The 16,330-nt window shown below is 46.0% G+C and carries 14 protein-coding genes, 1 tRNA gene and 2 pseudogenes; 4 read left to right on the forward strand and 13 right to left on the reverse strand.

Annotated elements, in window-relative coordinates; translation table 11 throughout:
- Positions 1–8: 8 nt before the first annotated feature.
- The 3 genes from ACUVJL_RS33040 to moaC all read right to left on the reverse strand — a co-directional run bounded on the left by ACUVJL_RS33040 (position 9) and on the right by moaC (position 1,243).
- A complete protein-coding gene (locus ACUVJL_RS33040) occupies positions 9–311 on the reverse strand; it encodes a DUF3181 family protein (RefSeq protein ID WP_445249697.1) in 303 nt (100 codons plus the stop codon).
- Positions 312–375: 64 nt separating this feature from the next.
- A complete protein-coding gene (locus tag ACUVJL_RS33045; RefSeq protein WP_332956678.1) occupies positions 376–633 on the reverse strand; it encodes a 2TM domain-containing protein in 258 nt (85 codons plus the stop codon).
- Between the two features lie 88 nt (positions 634–721).
- Positions 722–1,243 carry a cyclic pyranopterin monophosphate synthase MoaC gene (gene moaC, locus ACUVJL_RS33050; protein WP_445249698.1) on the reverse strand — a complete coding sequence of 174 codons (522 nt, stop codon included), beginning with the start codon at positions 1,241–1,243 and terminating at the stop codon, positions 722–724.
- Positions 1,244–1,321: 78 nt separating this feature from the next.
- On the opposite strand from moaC, the gene ACUVJL_RS33055 reads away from it, so the two are divergent.
- Positions 1,322–1,395, forward strand: a tRNA-Arg gene (locus ACUVJL_RS33055).
- Between the two features lie 282 nt (positions 1,396–1,677).
- On the opposite strand, the gene ACUVJL_RS33060 is transcribed toward ACUVJL_RS33055, so the two are convergent.
- The 4 genes from ACUVJL_RS33060 to ACUVJL_RS33075 all read right to left on the reverse strand — a co-directional run bounded on the left by ACUVJL_RS33060 (position 1,678) and on the right by ACUVJL_RS33075 (position 8,051).
- Positions 1,678–2,901: an RNA-guided endonuclease InsQ/TnpB family protein gene (locus tag ACUVJL_RS33060; protein ID WP_445249699.1), complete on the reverse strand. Its 1,224-nt coding sequence runs from the start codon at positions 2,899–2,901 to the stop codon at positions 1,678–1,680.
- A 593-nt stretch (positions 2,902–3,494) separates the two neighbouring features.
- The gene (locus ACUVJL_RS33065; protein WP_445249700.1) at positions 3,495–4,739 is read right to left on the reverse strand and encodes an MFS transporter; all 1,245 of its coding nucleotides are present in this window, start codon (positions 4,737–4,739) and stop codon (positions 3,495–3,497) included.
- 185 nt (positions 4,740–4,924) lie between these two features.
- Positions 4,925–6,112, reverse strand: a complete 1,188-nt coding sequence (locus tag ACUVJL_RS33070) for a glycosyltransferase family 4 protein (protein ID WP_445249701.1) — start codon at positions 6,110–6,112, stop codon at positions 4,925–4,927.
- Between the two features lie 250 nt (positions 6,113–6,362).
- Entirely contained in the window at positions 6,363–8,051 is a 1,689-nt protein-coding gene (locus tag ACUVJL_RS33075) for a DUF2079 domain-containing protein (protein WP_445249702.1), read from the reverse strand.
- An 88-nt stretch (positions 8,052–8,139) separates the two neighbouring features.
- Here ACUVJL_RS33075 and ACUVJL_RS33080 point away from each other — a divergent pair, with 88 nt between their 5' ends.
- Positions 8,140–9,381 carry a histidine kinase gene (locus ACUVJL_RS33080; RefSeq protein WP_445249703.1) on the forward strand — a complete coding sequence of 414 codons (1,242 nt, stop codon included), beginning with the start codon at positions 8,140–8,142 and terminating at the stop codon, positions 9,379–9,381.
- Between the two features lie 29 nt (positions 9,382–9,410).
- Here ACUVJL_RS33080 and ACUVJL_RS33085 read toward each other — a convergent pair.
- The 6 genes and pseudogenes from ACUVJL_RS33085 to ACUVJL_RS33110 form a co-directional block, all read right to left on the reverse strand.
- A pseudogene (locus ACUVJL_RS33085) lies at positions 9,411–9,749 on the reverse strand (RNA-guided endonuclease TnpB family protein); the annotation flags it as partial.
- Positions 9,750–9,874: 125 nt separating this feature from the next.
- Positions 9,875–10,810 (reverse strand): annotated as a pseudogene (locus ACUVJL_RS33090) (RNA-guided endonuclease InsQ/TnpB family protein); the annotation flags it as partial.
- A 220-nt stretch (positions 10,811–11,030) separates the two neighbouring features.
- Complete coding sequence (locus ACUVJL_RS33095) at positions 11,031–11,201, reverse strand: hypothetical protein (protein WP_445249704.1); 171 nt, start codon at positions 11,199–11,201, stop codon at positions 11,031–11,033.
- A 101-nt stretch (positions 11,202–11,302) separates the two neighbouring features.
- The gene (locus ACUVJL_RS33100; RefSeq protein WP_445249705.1) at positions 11,303–12,496 is read right to left on the reverse strand and encodes an RNA-guided endonuclease InsQ/TnpB family protein; all 1,194 of its coding nucleotides are present in this window, start codon (positions 12,494–12,496) and stop codon (positions 11,303–11,305) included.
- Between the two features lie 592 nt (positions 12,497–13,088).
- Entirely contained in the window at positions 13,089–13,490 is a 402-nt protein-coding gene (locus tag ACUVJL_RS33105) for an ExbD/TolR family protein (RefSeq protein WP_445249706.1), read from the reverse strand.
- Positions 13,474–14,133 (reverse strand): MotA/TolQ/ExbB proton channel family protein, encoded by a 660-nt coding sequence (locus tag ACUVJL_RS33110; RefSeq protein WP_445249707.1) that lies wholly within the window; start codon positions 14,131–14,133, stop codon positions 13,474–13,476. The genes ACUVJL_RS33105 and ACUVJL_RS33110 overlap by 17 nt, the downstream gene beginning before the upstream one ends.
- A gap of 24 nt (positions 14,134–14,157) precedes the next feature.
- Between ACUVJL_RS33110 and ACUVJL_RS33115 the strand changes: the two genes are divergently transcribed.
- Together ACUVJL_RS33115 and ACUVJL_RS33120 are read left to right on the forward strand one after the other, a co-directional pair.
- Entirely contained in the window at positions 14,158–14,409 is a 252-nt protein-coding gene (locus tag ACUVJL_RS33115) for a hypothetical protein (protein WP_445249708.1), read from the forward strand.
- Positions 14,410–14,884: 475 nt separating this feature from the next.
- A complete protein-coding gene (locus ACUVJL_RS33120) occupies positions 14,885–16,264 on the forward strand; it encodes a TonB family protein (protein WP_445249709.1) in 1,380 nt (459 codons plus the stop codon).
- The last annotated feature ends 66 nt before the right edge of the window (positions 16,265–16,330 follow it).

Genomic DNA, 16,330 nt, shown 5'->3' on the forward strand with positions numbered 1-16,330 from the left:
AATTGATATCACATCTTCCGCTGAAATTCTTCAAGCACATCCATCAACTGAACTTGACACTGCATCGGTATCAAATCTGCCAGCGGGACTTCCCGCTTGCCGCCGCCCAACTTGACTGGAATTCCTTGTAAAACTTGTGCAACTCTGTCAGCATCTAAATCGCCATCTTCTAGCATCTGGTAAAGTTGTTGGGCAACAACGGTATGCAGGTGAGCATCTCTCAGATACAAATGCCACTTGGCAATATCTATGTAGACATTTTCGCCGATTTCAGCGGCTAAGGATTCGATCGCCTGTGTAGTATTAGCCATATCAAAAAAGCCGAAAGTTATTTGTTATCAATCAAAAGACTTAACAAATCGCCCACCACTGCCTTCAGCCAGAATCTTTGGTGAGGGGCGAATAATCGGCGATCGCAAAATGGTAAACCGCGTGGGCCAAAACTACTAGAGCCCATCCACCCGTTACCGAAATTGCCCAAGGCCAATCAGCCTTTTGCAAATTGTGAACAAACCACAAACCAGAATTGGTAGCAGAAAAAAGACCGACGTGGATGGCAAAATTCATGCGGTCATCTAAGCGGCGGTACTCTGGATCATTGCGATCGGGTTTGCGGGGCCAACGAGGAGGCATAGTTTTTCACTTGATATTAGTAGTTCTGCGCCTATTTTAATCTTAAGTGCAGCTTTTTGAATTCTGCATCCCTCTTTCGGCAGGAAAATTATGCCTCTAAATTTTCATAGTCCCCTGACTTGCCGCCACTTTTGCTCACCAGGTGAATCGACTCAATGGCGATCGACTTTTCCAATCCTTTCGCCATATCATACAAAGTCAGCGCCGCCACCGAAACCGCCGTCAGCGCCTCCATTTCCACCCCTGTTTCCGCCTTAATTTTCACCGTCGCCCGAATTTGATATCCCGGCAAATCAGCATCCGCTATCACCTGCACCTCCACACTACTCAGCGGTAGAGGGTGACACAGAGGAATCAAATGCGCCGTCTGTTTCGCCGCCATAATTCCAGCCAGCCTTGCAGTGCCCAACACATCACCTTTCGGCCCATTCCCCGCTTCAATCGCCGCAAAAGTCTCCGGTAACATCCGCACCCTCGCAGCGGCCACAGCTTGTCGCGCTGTTACCACCTTCGCCGAAACGTCCACCATTTGGGCTTCACCGCTGTTGTTGAGGTGAGTTAGCTGTGCCGCATCGGGCAATTTAGAAAAAGTTGGTGAAAGGTCTTGCATTATTTGGGTAATGGTGTTACTGTTAGATTCTGTGAGAAAAGAACTTAATCAATTTTAGATTAAATTTCAACTCAACAGGGGCTTGTAGCTTAGTTGGATAGAGTGCATGGCTACGAACCATGAGGTCGGGGGTTCGAATCCCTCCAAGCCCATTTAATCAAAATATCCCTTGTCTCGAGGGAAAAGAAATCTGCGGTCTAATGATACTCCGTTGACCGTCAGGTTTGTTCACAAAGGCTAAAAGTTCTGATGTCTGAGTTTTGAATTAAGAAATTAATTGAATTCAGGGCTCAAAACTCATATAAGTTTGTACTGAGGACTTGGGTTCTCTCTTGATGACCCAAGAGCGAACGGGACGCAGAGCTTAAAACTCATATAAGTTTGTAGTGAGGACTTCAGTCTTCTCTTTTGGTTTCAGTGACTGTCAGAGTGAACTACCCACACTTCTCTTCGAGTAAGTGTGGGCTTCCGGCTTCATTGACAGATGCCTTTCCACCTTGCGGCTTATTGGTCTTACTCCGCCTCTGCACGGCAAGAACGGGGTTCCCTCCGTCGATAGTCAGTATCCGAATGCCTTCAGTTCGGATGTTCAATGCAGCATTACCGTCACGGTCATGATGAGTTTCACACTTAGGACAATCCCACTCCCTGATATCAAGCGGCAATTGATCGACAACATGACCACAGCATGAACACTTTTTAGAACTGGGAAAAAATCTGTCAATTTCTACGAGTTTACCTTCCTTGCGCTCTAGCTTGTACGTAAGGAAGTTGACAAATATACCCCAACCGACATCGGATATTGCCTTGGATAGCTTACGGTTCCGCACCATACCCTTTGTATTGAGATTCTCTACAGCAATGACTTGGCTTTCGTCTACCACTTTCCTGCTCAATTTATGCAGAAAGTCTTGGCGGGTATTTGATACTCTCTCGTGAACCTTAGTTACAAGTTTTCTAGATCTCTCCCTAGTTTTACTCCCCTTAGTTTTACGAGCAAGCTTTTGTTGTTTCCTGGCAAGATTCTTTGCATGGCGCTTCAAGTGCTTGGGATTAGAATACTTGGTTACTCGTTCACCGTCATGAACAATGGCAAAATCCTTCAATCCCAAGTCAATGCCTAAAGTTTTGTTTCCAGAATCCGGGCAATAAGAGTCTTCTGTTTCACACAAAATAGAGGCAAAATACTTGTCCGATGGAGTCTTACTGATTGTTACTGTCTTAATGATTCCAGTGATTTCACGGTGAAACACTGCTTTGATTTCACCGATTTTTGGAACACAGAGCAAATCATTTTTAACAGTGACGTTTTGAGGGTACTGAATTGACTGTTTATCCCGCTTTGACTTGAATCTAGGAAACTTGGCTATCCCCTGAAAAAAGTTTGTATAGGCTTTATTGAGATTGATTGCCACACACTGCAATACAGCAGAGTAGCAATCCTCTTTCAACCAAGGAAAGTCTTTCTTCAGTTGAGGCAACATCCCTTTGTAAGTTGCCAGCTTTAAAGTTTTACCCATTTCCTGGTACTGCTGAATGCAGGCATTTAAGGCGTAATTCCAATACCAGCGGGCGCAACCAAATGACTTTGATAGAGCCACTTGTTGCTCCGCCGTTGGATATAGTCTAACCTTAATTGCTTTCAGCATTTTACTCATGGAAACTACTTGTATTATAATACCAAGCGAGGAAATAATGAGGAAACAAAATGAAGGATAATATCATGTCCGGTCGATTCCCTCCGCTTCGCTTCGCCCGAAATCATGTAGGGGCGGGTAAACCTGCCAATCTCTGCCAACAATCTCCAATCTCAAAAACCCGCCCGGCCGGGATATTATGGTCAATCGATCGGACATGATATAAATACATCAGAATTCGGACATCAGAGCGACGATTGAATAAGCTGCGTTTATATGCAGCTTCAAAAGAAAAAACGATGACTCAGATAATAGAAGACTTTATCGACAGTTTACCAAGTAAGAGATGGGGCGACTCCGTACCTAAGTCGCCCCACGATTCATCCCCTGCTCACCCTTCGGGTTGAGACGTGGGGCTTCTCGTGAATTAAGCTAAAGTTCTTACTAAAAATCGCTTATCATCATATCATCTGGGCGCTTCATCGGAATGGTAAATTCCAGTCATGTTACCACCAAAGCATATAGAAATATTAAATCGACTCACAGTCAACAGTCAACAGCCAACAGTCAACAGCCAACAGTCAACAGTCATTCTGGTGTAACCGGAATTGATATCACCTATTCAAAGCATAAACATCTTTGCCTCGACCGATCGCAAATTTCATCGAATTAGACAAGCCCTTGCTAGACTGAGTAATAAAAATCAGCAAAGCCAAGCCAGCGAGTCCAGCCGCAAAACCAAACATATTTCTGTAGCCAACTTGTTCAGCAACAAAGCCTAAAGTCGGCCCAGCAATCGCAAGTCCCAAATCAAATCCGCCAATACAAAGTGAAAACAAGCGACCCCTTTCATGAGGTTCGCACCTGTCCGACATCAGCGTTACCATCATCGGCATAACCGTACCGCCGGCGCAACCTTCAAACAAAGCTGAGATTAAAAAAGCACCGCTGTTGTTAGCAAAATACAACAATAACATAGACAGGACATAACAGATTAAGCCGCCAGAAATAAACAAGCCGCGACCGTATTTGTCCGAAGCCCGTCCCGTGACCACTCGCATACCAAAACTGGCGATAGCCGCCGTAGAATAAAATAAGCCCGGATTCAAATTAGCCTTGGTTTCTTGGATAAACAAAGGCATAAAAGTGCTCAAAGTTCCGAATACCAAACCAACCACCAATAACACTAAAGCCGGAACCCGCACCCGGCGATTCCACAGCAGTTGCCAGTATTTTGGGTTATTTTTTGCCTCAGATAGCGAGTCAGATTTTGTTAACTCGGCAAAATTTGGTTCCGCAATTTGGCAGGTAAAAAATACAGCCGTTGCAGCGAAAGTTGCCGACATCGCAAACAAAGGAGTATAACCAACCCAAGCTTGCACAAATCCGCCAATAGCCGGACCAAATGCTAGACCAATAGGACTCACCAAACTCATGTAACCAATTAATTCGCCTCGCTTTCCAGGAGGCGACAAATCTGTTACCAAAGCGCTGTAAGCTGTGGTAAAAGCAGCGATGCTAATGCCGTGAAAAGCGCGAAGAAGTAACAGTAAGGGGATAGATTGAGCTAAGAGGTAGCCCAGAGGGGCAATCGTAGCGACTGAGGCGCCTACAAGCAAAACAATTTTTCGCCCCCTGCTGTCAGCTAATTTACCCAACTGCGCCCTCGATAGCAAAAGTCCGATCGCAAATGCACCCATCACAAAGCCAATTTGCTGTTTTGTGCCACCCACAGATTGAACGTACAGCGGCAAAGTTGGCAGCAGCGAAGCCATACTCGACCAGAATAGCAGGCCTGCGGTGAATAAAGTCAGCAAGCTGCGTCTGGGTTGGGGCTCTATGTCTTTAAAAATATTCAAGATGCCAATTCCCTTTAAATCTTATGAGTGCACTCAAAGTAAGGTAGATTTCGGCTGTTTTATTTCCTGCCTTTTGATTGCAGAATCCGGTTTAAATACCCCTTTATATCTTAGTCTTTTAGAGAGGGAGTTCGTTTGACAAGTAGCGGTTGAAACCGCCGACCCTTATCTTCAACCTGTCAATTTCACCAATCAACCTCAGCCCTTTCCTCCACCACCCGGTGATAAACCCACTCGGTTTCCATCGCCAACTTCGGCCAACTAAACCGACGTTCCAAATCCTCATAAGCATTGTCAACCAACCACCGCGCGTAACCCGGATTTTTCAGCACCTCCAAAATTCCCCAGGCCAAAGAATCCCGATTGTTTGCCTCAGTAACAACGCCAGTTTTAGTGTGCAGCACCACCTCTGGAAGTCCGCCGGCATCCGAAACCACCACCGGCACCCTTGCCGCAAAGCTTTCTAACGCTACAATCCCAAAAGGTTCGTAAAGACTGGGGAAAACCGCGCAGTCAGCTACCGTCTGGAATTTGTCGAGATGTTCCTCAAACATGAAGCCTGTAAAATAACACTTATTCCAAATTCCTAAATTCCAAGCTAAATGTTTGAGATGGTCTGTATTGCCGCCGCCAACAATTACAATTTTCGCTTTACCGCCCATTTCCCAAATTACTTTAGGTGCAGCATGCAGAAATACAGCAATACCTTTTTCGTAGCTAATTCTTCCTACATAATAGACTATTTTTTCGTCGTCTGCCGCAAACTGGCGGCGGAAGTTCATCGCGTCAAATTCGTGCCAGCGCGGCTTCTTATCCGGTCTAATTCCGTTGTAAATTACCTCTATTTTGTTCCACGGAGTCGATAGTACCCGTTCGGCTTCGCGCCGCATATAATCGCTGCAAACAATTACCCGCCAAGCGTTGTAAGCGAGGTCGTTTTCCTTGGCGTTAATGTAGCGCTGCCCCTCATTGTGGATGCCGTTGAAGCGCCCGTATTCGGTGGCGTGGATGGTGGCAATTAGCGGTACTTTAAAGGTATGCTTGAGGGCGATCGCCGCATCTCCCACCAACCAATCGTGAGCGTGGATGATATCAAAGGGGCCTTCCTCCAGCATCAGTTTGCCACCTTGTTTGCCCATGCTTTGATTGAGGTTCGCCACCCAGTGAAAAAAGTCCCTGGCGTGCCCCACCACCACCCGATGCACCCGTATTCCTTCCACTACTTCGTACATCGGCGCGTGGCCGAACTCTACTGTAATTAAGTGAATCGAGTGGCCCAGCTTCACTAATTCTGGATACAGTTCCGCTACGTGGCGGGCGATACCGCCTACGATTCTGGGAGGAAACTCCCAGGCCAATACCAAAATTTTCATCTTTCTCCCCTCCAAAGATTTTATATATCTTAATGTTTAGGATTAACAAACTTATTGTATAATAACCAGCCTTAAATGTTAGTCGATCGCAAGTTTATGCCCAAAGCCTGACTTTTGGCAGCAACTAGGACCCAAAATCATGCAGAAACCGGGTTTTTGCAGGAAATTGCTCGATCGCCATTGCCTGAAAAAAACAGGTTTCCTCAAGATTTGTGCCACAGACTCAGCAAGGGATCTCGCGTCTACCGGCTTACCCTTTCTTCAAAATCGGCTCCAATTCGCGGCGAAAATCGGTCCAAGCAGCAGCCGATGCAGAGTTAGAAACAGCACCCTGACGCATCAAAATCGCACCGTCTTCAAAGCCAACAATTCCGTACTCTCCAGATTTGGACATTCGATCGATCGCCGGTACGATCTCCTGCAACTGTCCCCGTTCCCCGCGAAACGCAGCCTGATACTGCAGCAACTGCCACATATCGGCAATTACATATTCCATCTTCACTGCCTTCCCCGCATCATTGCGCAGTTCAAACATCGGAAACCTGAGAATTTCCCGACGGCTTGACAAAATCGGCACAATAGTATTCGTCGCTGCCACGCTAGCATCAGCAGGAATTTGAGCCAACAGTGGCCGCACTTGCAAAACGTGCTGCCACTGTCTGACGAGAGGAACCTGCACCCAAGGGTCGATCGCATCGGGCAAAATCCAAGAAAAAGTCCGATTTGGGTTAGAAGTGAAGGTAAAAAATAGCGACAAGCAGATACAAAACGCCCAAAAGCGGCGAAACTTTGAAGACGAAGGCAGAGGAAATAAAGCAGAAGGAAAACGCAAAAACATTTTTTCCTCTCTCACCATTCTATCTTCTTCCTTTTGACGCTGGGCCCACCACAGAATCGCCCCATAAAAAAGCCCTGGAACCACAGTCATCGCATAGCGGATATTAATCGCCAGCACCGACTGTCCTTTCGCTAAAAATAGCTTCAGCAGCGGAAATCCAGCTATCATCCAAGACGCAGGCGCGAAAGCTGGAACCAAAGCTAATGGCAACCACTGGCCAAGCAGGTATCTAATCTTACCAAAAAACGGAGTAAATAATGCAGCCACCAACCGCCCGGGATTGCTAACCATTCCCCAAATAATTTCAAGAGTCGAAGCTTCATCTCCATCGGCATATTGACCGAAGCGCTCGATCATAAACCGCTGGGATATATCAGCAGAAAACCTAGGCATAATCAGATTGGTCAGGACGATCATATAACCAAAACTGAGTATGCAGACGGCTAAACCAGTCCGAGGGTAGCGCCGGCTCAAAATCAGGTAAACTCCGACGCCAAATAAAACAACTCCCCCATCTTCTCGCACGGCCAAAATTAAAGTTGCCAGAATCCCAAACAGCGGCCACCAGCGCTTCTCCATCGCCAGCAGCAAGCCAAAGACATACAGCGGCATTTGACAAATATCGTGAAAATTGCCCAAAGTCGGACCGATGACCGCGTTAGCGCAGTAATAGCTCACAACAATTGTCGCCGACAGCCTTGGTTCGAGATAGTGTCTGGCGAGAACCCAGAGCACTCCTCCAGCCGCCGTAATTAAAGTCACCTGCAACAGAGTCAAAGTGAGGGGCGAGGGAAACAGCGAGTAAATTGGTAGCCACAGCATCAGCGCCGGGGTGAAATGCTGCCCCAACCGGTAGTAAGATACGGACGGGAGCTGGTTTTGGTGAACCACATTAGTGGACAAAGCCGAAGAGAGGGAACTCTCAAACAAGTGACCCCGAGTGCCGTTCCAAAAAAGTTGATTGAAAATGCCTTGGTCGTAAGTAGCGTAAAAGCTGTAGTAGCGGTGCAGCGTCAGCAACAGGCACAGCACAAAAAAGGCGGCCGCCACTTGAACCACCACCCGCAGCGACTCATTTTTATTCCATCTCAAAAATATCATCTGCCCGCCGTAATGAAATTATCGGACAATAGCATAAATCTAAAGTAAGTATTAAATTAAAGTAGAAGTGAAATAACTCGGCTCGGCAATGCTCAATTATTTTCACCCGATCGAAAAGCTCAACAGCGTCCATCCAACACCCGGCACCAGCGATACCGACTGTTCTCCCGAACAGCCGGCCAATTCCGCACCGCTTTTACAGCTTTTGCTGTTTGTAGACAAGCGTCCCTCTTCCCGGGAACAGACCAGACACATCCGCAAGTCCCTCAAGGATTTGAAGGCAGAGTGCGACTTTGAGCTTCAAGTCATCGACGTAGGAGAACAGCCCGATTTAGCCGAACACTTTAAACTTGTAGCCACTCCCTCCCTGCTCAAAATTCATCCCGAGCCGCGACAAACTCTCGCCGGCAGCAATTTGATCGCCCAACTCGAACACTGGTGGCCCCGCTGGAAGCGTTCTGTAGAAGAATACGCAGCTCAGCAGCAGTCTGCCCCAGCTCTTGCTGAAACCCTGACTGACCCAAAACCAATCTATTCCGTTGCTTGTGCCGTCGAACTTGTGCAGCTTTCTGATGAAGTTTTTCGCCTCAAACAGGAAAAAGAACACCTGCAAGAGCAGTTGCAGTTGAAAGACCGGATTATTGCGATGCTAGCTCACGACCTGCGTAATCCTTTGACGGCCGCATCTTTGGCTTTGGAGACTTTGGAGTCAAATCAGAAGGTGAAAGAGGGGGAAAAGTCGCGTTTGACACCGAGTCTGGCGGCTCATTTGATGAAACAAGCCCGCCGCCAAATCCGGATTGTCGATCGTATGATTACAGATATCCTGCAAGCAGCCCGGGGTACAAACGCTCAACTCCACATTGAACCAAAAAGAATCGAACTGGGGGCGATTTGTCAAGATGTAATCCTGCAGTTTCAAGATAAATTTCAGGCGAAAAGTCTGAACTTAGAAACAGACATTCCCACAGATTTACCCTTGGTTTATGCCGATCCCGATCGCATCAAACAAGTCATAGTCAACCTGCTTGACAACGCCAGCAAGTACACGCCAGACCGAGGAACTGTTAATCTTTCAATTCTCCACCGCACCGCTTACAAAGTTCAAGTCAGCATTTGCAACAGCGGCCCGGGAATTCCTGAAGAAGATTGCGCGAGCATTTTTGAAGACAGCTTTCGCTTGCAGCGAGATAAATCAACAGACGGTTACGGCATTGGACTGTCTCTGTGTCAAGGCATCATCCGCGCCCACTACGGTCAAATTTGGGTAGACTCTGTACCCGATCGAGGAAGTTGTTTTCACTTTACCCTGCCCGTTCAAAATAAGTAACCCTATATCAATAGCTGGTAAAAGTATAGTCATTTATTGCACATGACATGGGAGGCGTTAAGCCCCTCCCCTTTCATTTTTACTTTAAGCGGATTGACCCGCATTGGCCCAACTACGCAGCTCCCTATCCCATTGCTAAACGCATTTGGGATTGCCTTTCTGAGAATATTGTACGCAGCGTTGACATCAGAATTAATTAATTGGCCGACTGATGTTTTGTATAAACCTCTTTTAATCCGCTTACCAGTAAACACAGGCTCTTTTTCTGTTTTTCCATAAAAAGGAATTGGGTCTAAGCCCAGAAAATTAGACCGGGACGTGTAGGATTCTTCCTGCACAATTACCTTGATTCCTATCAGCCGAGCTTTAGACCTCTTGCAAAAATAACTAGGACGGGCAAGATGCCCATCCCACAAGAATTATTTTTTCTTGTGGGATGGGCATCTTGCCCGTCCAATAAATTTATGAAAAGGACTTTTGCAAGAGGTCTTTTGTATTCCAACATCTCAATCAATCGAGAGTGAGGAATGCTGACAAAGTTTTGGTTAGTTTGCTTTCCTAGATCTATCTCTGTTTTCCACTGTGCATTCTTGCCGATTACTAACGTCCCAATCTGCTTGGTCGTCAAAAGGTTAATAATTAGGCGACTAGCCTGATGCAAGTAATTATCAACTTTTTGATTGCGACAGCGAGTTAAACGCTGAATCCGGGGTGAAATTTTGCGGTTCCCTTTTAACTGGGATTGTAATCGTGAAGAGCGTTTGTTGTAGAACTGGTTAATCGATTTCAATGGTCGCCCGTTGATCAACAAAGGGATAAATCCCGGTTGATTTGAAGTTAACGCCACTAAATTATCTAGTCCTAAATCAATACTAGCTACAGAATTAGCGTTGCCAAGGGTGGACTCCGGTTCATCATAAATTACCTCAATTACATAGGAATCACATTTCGGAACCAGCCTAACTTGGCAAATCTCATCGGGATCGACTTGGGTTTTGATTAAAAGTTCAGTACCCGAAAGTTTAATGATTCCTTTCTTCAACTGTTTACTACTAATCGCTTGAATCGTGTAGACGAGAAGGTTTCGCCCTTTGGTTTTGTCTTTGTACTTTGGCAATTTCGGGCGACCCGTGAATTTTGAAGAATCAGCCTTGTAAGCTTTAACTGCTTCAAAAAACGATTTCCAATTCTTGTCTAACACCATCAAGATTTGCTGGCTTACTTTAGCAGGCAAAGCCTTGTAGGCTTCATGAGACTTCATCAATCGGTTTATTTCGTTATAACTGACATAACCCCATCCATAAATAAAGCTCTGACGAATAACGTAATTGGTGGCATTGTAGAGGTTTTTGGACTTGAAAGCTAGTTCGTCAATTTGGGCGAAACGGTGTTCCGTTGATTTAATGATGTGCCTCTCTGTTAGTTGCATTTGAGACTTCCGTTCTTTGGGCTATGCGTATCCCTTGTTCAACACTCACAACAATATAATACCATTATTGTTTATAATTGCTTATAAACTCAATGAAGTTTTACAATACTTTCAGCTACTCTATCCAACATTCCTAGGATACTTCTAGGATCTGACCGCTTTAAGCCCATAATTGGACGCAATTATTAACCTACTCACGCTCATCTAATCCACAGTTCTGCTAGGAAAATTCTAGCCGCATAGTGCGATCGACTTTCACCCAAAAATCCCGGTCGTGACAAACTTTTGCTTCACTCGCACTATGCAAATGACGTGACTCTAGCTTTTGTCCGTCACTGCCGTCGGAAAATATTCTGCGACCTACGCTGTAAAAAATTTGTAGACCTGACACTGCTGCTGCTTCGTGTCTACAAATTTGTAGATTATTTATAGACATAAAACAGTACACGAGATTTTGACACTCCCCAGCCTAAAGGCGTGGGGATTCTTGGTTCAATCAGTCGATTTGCTCGTTGATGTCGCCACCAAAGAGTAGAGATCAGTCTGTTCCCAAGCGTTAATTTCGGCGTGCCCCGCCGTATTTGAATTGATTCCTACTTGCTTCAACCCTTTCGCCAAAATATTCAGCGAGGCGTTGTGATCACGATCTAATATCACACCGCAACCGCAAATATGGGTTCGAGTTGACAGCGTTTTTTTAACGAGATTGCCACAATTTGAACAATCTTGGGAAGTATACTGAGGGGCGACAGCAACTACTGTTTTGCCGTATATTTTCCCAAAATATTCCAACCATTGAGCAAACTGATCCCAAGCTGCATCGCTAATTGATTTAGCAAGCTTATGGTTTTTAACCATATTCCGCACCTCAAGCTCTTCGTAGGCTACAAAATCGCTAGATTTTACCGCGCACAACGCCGTCTTGATGGCGAAGTCTTTACGCTGCCTGCTGACCTTCAGATGTTTTCTTCCTAACTTATTGATTGCTTTTTTTCGATTGCCAGAACCTTTCTTTTTTCGAGAGACTCGTTTCTGCAATCTTTTCAAAGCTTTTTCACTTTTGCGGAGGTATCGAGGGTTGGCGACTGTTTCCCCATCGCTGTCGGTATAGAAGTGATTCAATCCCACATCTATCCCAATAACTTTACCAGTGGGAACAGGTTCCTCTTTTCGCTCCACATTGATACAAAACTGGGCGTAGTAGCCGTCGGCACGACGCACAATTCTGATTCGTTTGATTTCGTCGGGCGCATAGAAATGCAAATCCCGACTACCGATTAACTTAAATTTCCCAGCAGCAAACCCGTCCTTAAATGTCAAACATTTTTTGTCGGTAGAAAGCGACCAACCTGATGTTTTGTACTCTACAGAACGAGTATATTTTTTGAACTGTGGATACCCCTTTTTTCCTGGTTTTTTGGCTTTGCAATTAGCAAAAAAACGTTGGATAGCAAAAATGGCACGTTCAGCGGAAGCTTGACGTGCCATCGAGTTAAGTTTGCTTGCCCATTCAAACTCTTTTGCCATAATGGCGCACTGTTTGTACAGGTTTACTAATTTAACCCCTTGATTTTCTGTCCAATATTTAAGAGTTTTATTTCGGACAAATTGAGCCGTCCTAATCATTTCGTCAATGATTCGGTATTGGTGTGCTTTGCCTTTTAACTTAAACTCTAGTACAATCATGCAAACATCTTATCGTATTTACGAAACACTGTCTTCACAAAGTGCGTATATTTAATAATTTTTTACACTTTGTATAAATTAAAGCCGTCCTAGAAGGACGGGGCTTTAGACCCAATTTTCTTGGTAAACTAGGGGGAATCACTTGACACAGTGCTTGACAACTAACAAAGCCCCTGTAAGGGGAAAAAAGCATTCAATCACTTGTAACGTGTGAATCATGCCTAATCCGAACGGAAACTTTCAAACCTTAAAGCCTTTAGACAGAAAGGTTTTTAGCTCTAATGGGTAGGAATCGAGTATATTTAAGGGTTTCAGGCATTTTTGGGCGATTCCCTTCGGGATAGCTTCGATCGCGCGTACCTCTTTGACTTACTCCGAGGGGTTTTCAGCTTCTTTAGGGGCTAGAAAATGTCTAAGTCCCGTTATTGATGAAAATCTTAAAACAATCTGAAATTACAGGGGTAATAAAATGCGCTATTAAAGCCTGTATTCATTTTTTAATCAGGCTTACAGGCTTTTTTAGTACATCTGCACGGGGTAATTTCAGTTTAAAAGTATCAGGGAATTACAAATTACGAATTATATTAGCTCTCTACTTTGCCGTAGCAATGCCTAACTTAGCTCCCTTAATTCGGCGTAATATATCCATAACTTCCACAACATTTCCGTGATTGACGCTTTTATCCGCATTCAGCACAATTAATGAGTTCGGATTTGACCCTATCACCTGTCGCACCCTACTCTCTATCTGGTCTAAGTTGACTAACTTTTTATCAACCATTAATTTTCCCTGAGCATCAATGGTGACGGTAATTTTAGCAGGCGAGTCCTGAACTTGAGACGTTGATGCTTTCGGTAAATTTACGGGCAGACCCTCGGATTTGGATAAAGACAAAGAGGAAACAATTAGAAATGTCAATATGGCGAAGACCACATCAATCATGGGCACGATGTTGATCTGGGGAATATTATCAGGTTCATCGGGTAGGCGCATAGTTAGATTCTCTTGATAGTTGTTCGTAGCGGTGACGGTACAATAGCTCTAACTGGCCTCCGGCTTCCTGAATAAAAGCTATCTGCTGTAAGTAAAACCCGCGAAACATATTGGCAAATAGGAGCGTAAAAATTGCCACCACTAACCCCAGTGCCGTAGAGATGAGGGCTTCGCTAATCCCAGCGGTAACGCCTGTGGCATTGGTGCCCGTGGCATTCCCCAGTTTGAGGGAACCAAAGGTAGTAATTAACCCTAAAACTGTTCCGAGCAAGCCAAATAACGGGGAAAGGCTGATAATGGTGTCAAATATTGTATTGAATCGCTTCAGGATAGGGATTTCTGCCTGAGCGCCACTCTCTAGGGCCAAACGAAATTCTTCGATGTTGGGCGAGTCTAATTCTAAAGCTTCTAAAAAAATCCGGGCTAGGGGCAAATCGCCGTTTACTTGTAACTTTTTGATGGCGGAATCGGGGTTTTGACTGTAGACCTGTAGCACTTCCCGCACGACTCGCCGCTGTCGCCGATTTACCCTAAACCAAAAGGCCAGACGCTCTATGATCAGCGCTACTGCTGCGATTGACGAGGCAAACAGCGGCCAAGCAACAATGCCTGCGGCCTTAAAAATGTAAATGAGACTATCCATTGGTTTGTACTCTCGCTAGCTCTGTTGAATGATCGCAAGCTGCCTAATGGTGCAATTGAGCCTGATCGAAGGCTGGTAGAGTTTCTGCGTCAAGTCGGCACAAGTGATTCAGACGGAGAATTGTTTCACTCAAGCGCGATCGCGATCGCACAAACGCACTACCTGTATGTGACTATTTTCGTCTTTACCCAAAATGCTTCTACTGTGATCCCGACGGATTTTTCTGCCAGTGCTTCTTTAGTAAAATTTGCGTTAGGACTTGAAAATAATCTTTAATACTTTAAAAGATTCTCAACTAGGTTTCCACAAAATTTCGTCCTTGTCAAGCCCTCACCCACCCGCTTAAATATAATATACTTATTAAAAATAATAAATTTATAATAAAAGACTATGTGTTTATTATCTAAAAAGCTTAAGAATGCTGAAATTTATTGGTAGATTCGGGGGCGGAATATTGCAGTTAAGGAATTTTGGAAGCTTGCCCTGCCAGAATCCGAACATTGACAGCGCCCATGGGAGCAACGTAGGCCCACCCAAAGGAAATGCTGATTGGTGCGGAATACTCGCTATATCAAAATTAAATAAATGAAAATTAATTGCAAGAGTCTTGAACAGGGTGACAGTCTTCTTATAGGATGGGTAGGTTCATCTTTGATAGCAAGCTCAACCCGCAGTTGGTAGCTTGTTTCGGGTGATGTGGGGGAGCCAGCGAGGATGTTGCCAACCCATCCATAAAGGAGATTGATAACGCATGAGTTTTTCAAATGTTTCGGCGACGCAAAGACAACAACAAGAAGAAGCTCTCAAAAAAGTTCTGGCGATCGGTCTTTTAGGCTCAACCTTACTGCACGGTGTCGCGCTGCCGTTGAGCCTCAAGTTGGTCAAACCTGCTGAATTTGCAGAGGATGCCATTGAAGTGGTTATGCTTGATGAGCCTAAAGTAGAGGAAACCAAGCCAGAGCAGGCTATTCAAGAAAAGGTATCTCCCCCGCCTGAGACGTTCAAACCAGAACCGCCACCAGAGCCAACTCCCCCAGAGGAGCCACCGGTAGCGGCAACGCCCCCGCCGATTCCAGAGGAGCCACCGATAGCGGCAACGCCCCCGCCAGAGATTAAGAAAGAGCAGCCCTTAACGGAAACTTCGTCGCGAACTCCTCTGGAGCCTTCCCCCCCACCTAAAGAAGATTTAAATTCGCCAGAAACTCCTAAAAGCTCGACCGCCAACGAACCCGAAAACCCCTCGCCCGATCCTCCAAAAAGCGAACCACCCGTTACCGACTCCCGCCCCAAGGGCGCTGGGAGTTCCGCAGACTCTACAAAAGATGCTGGAAATCCCAAGTCCTCAGACAGCTCAGAGCCATTAAATCCTTCTTCCGGGCCCATACAGCGATCGCCCGCGGCTGGCTCGCCAGTCACAGCTAGTAGGCCAGGAGGCGGCGGCAATTCTGGAAACGCGATCGGCGATGTCACAAACCCCTCCTCCTCTGATAGCCCCGGAGGAAGTGCGTCGAACTCACCATCCGGTGACAGCGAAAATGGCGACATACCTTCCTCAGAGCCATTTGGGGATGGTTCGGGGGGATCGCCCCGAAGGCCTGGGGCTGGCTCGCCAGTCACGGCTACCAGGCCAGGAGGCGGCGGAAATTCTGGAAGTGCGACCGGAGGTTTAGGAGACCTCGCCTCCTCTGGTAGTCCGGTCGGTGGAGATCCTGGAGGTGGAAGCCCGGTCGGAAGTGCCTCGAACTCATCACCCGGTGGAGGTGGAAATGGCGGCGGGGGTTCGTCTGGGCCATTTGGCAGCGGTTCGGGGCCAGTGCCAAAACCGACAAATCCAGGAAGAGGGGGGAGCCCTTCGCGCCCTCCCGGCGCGCCTCTGACCACTTGCATTAGTGGCTGCGGTAAACCTGACTATCCGATCGCAGCCAGAGAAGAAGGGCGCCAAGGCCAAGTGGAACTCATTTGTGACGTTGACCCCAACGGTAAGACATTCAACATCAAAATCTTGACTCCTAGCAAATACAACGACTTGAATAAGGCAGCGATTAAAACAGTACAAGAAAGGAAATATGCCTCATCAGAGAGTGGCTTTCAAGGAGAAAAAATATCCATTATCTTCCGGCTCACTGACTAGGGATTTTTTTGAGACTCTAGCAATTTGGCTGGGAATTCTCTAGCACCGTCCAAGGAATAGCAAAGT

The sequence above is a fragment of the Microcoleus sp. OTE_8_concoct_300 genome, from assembly GCF_031383065.1.
GTDB lineage: Bacteria > Cyanobacteriota > Cyanobacteriia > Cyanobacteriales > Microcoleaceae > Microcoleus.

Bases quoted from the DNA above. Each gene is read 5' to 3' on its own strand.
- ACUVJL_RS33045 (WP_332956678.1), bottom strand. From the start codon at position 633: ATGCCTCCTCGTTGGCCCCGCAAACCCGATCGCAATGATCCAGAGTAC.
- ACUVJL_RS33100 (WP_445249705.1), bottom strand. From the start codon at position 12,496: ATGATTGTACTAGAGTTTAAGTTAAAAGGCAAAGCACACCAATACCGA.
- moaC (WP_445249698.1), bottom strand. From the start codon at position 1,243: ATGCAAGACCTTTCACCAACTTTTTCTAAATTGCCCGATGCGGCACAG.
- ACUVJL_RS33040 (WP_445249697.1), bottom strand. From the start codon at position 311: ATGGCTAATACTACACAGGCGATCGAATCCTTAGCCGCTGAAATCGGC.
- ACUVJL_RS33060 (WP_445249699.1), bottom strand. From the start codon at position 2,901: ATGAGTAAAATGCTGAAAGCAATTAAGGTTAGACTATATCCAACGGCG.
- ACUVJL_RS33075 (WP_445249702.1), bottom strand. From the start codon at position 8,051: ATGATATTTTTGAGATGGAATAAAAATGAGTCGCTGCGGGTGGTGGTT.
- ACUVJL_RS33105 (WP_445249706.1), bottom strand. From the start codon at position 13,490: ATGCGCCTACCCGATGAACCTGATAATATTCCCCAGATCAACATCGTG.
- ACUVJL_RS33110 (WP_445249707.1), bottom strand. From the start codon at position 14,133: ATGGATAGTCTCATTTACATTTTTAAGGCCGCAGGCATTGTTGCTTGG.
- ACUVJL_RS33120 (WP_445249709.1), top strand. From the start codon at position 14,885: ATGAGTTTTTCAAATGTTTCGGCGACGCAAAGACAACAACAAGAAGAA.
- ACUVJL_RS33070 (WP_445249701.1), bottom strand. From the start codon at position 6,112: ATGAAAATTTTGGTATTGGCCTGGGAGTTTCCTCCCAGAATCGTAGGC.
- ACUVJL_RS33080 (WP_445249703.1), top strand. From the start codon at position 8,140: ATGCTCAATTATTTTCACCCGATCGAAAAGCTCAACAGCGTCCATCCA.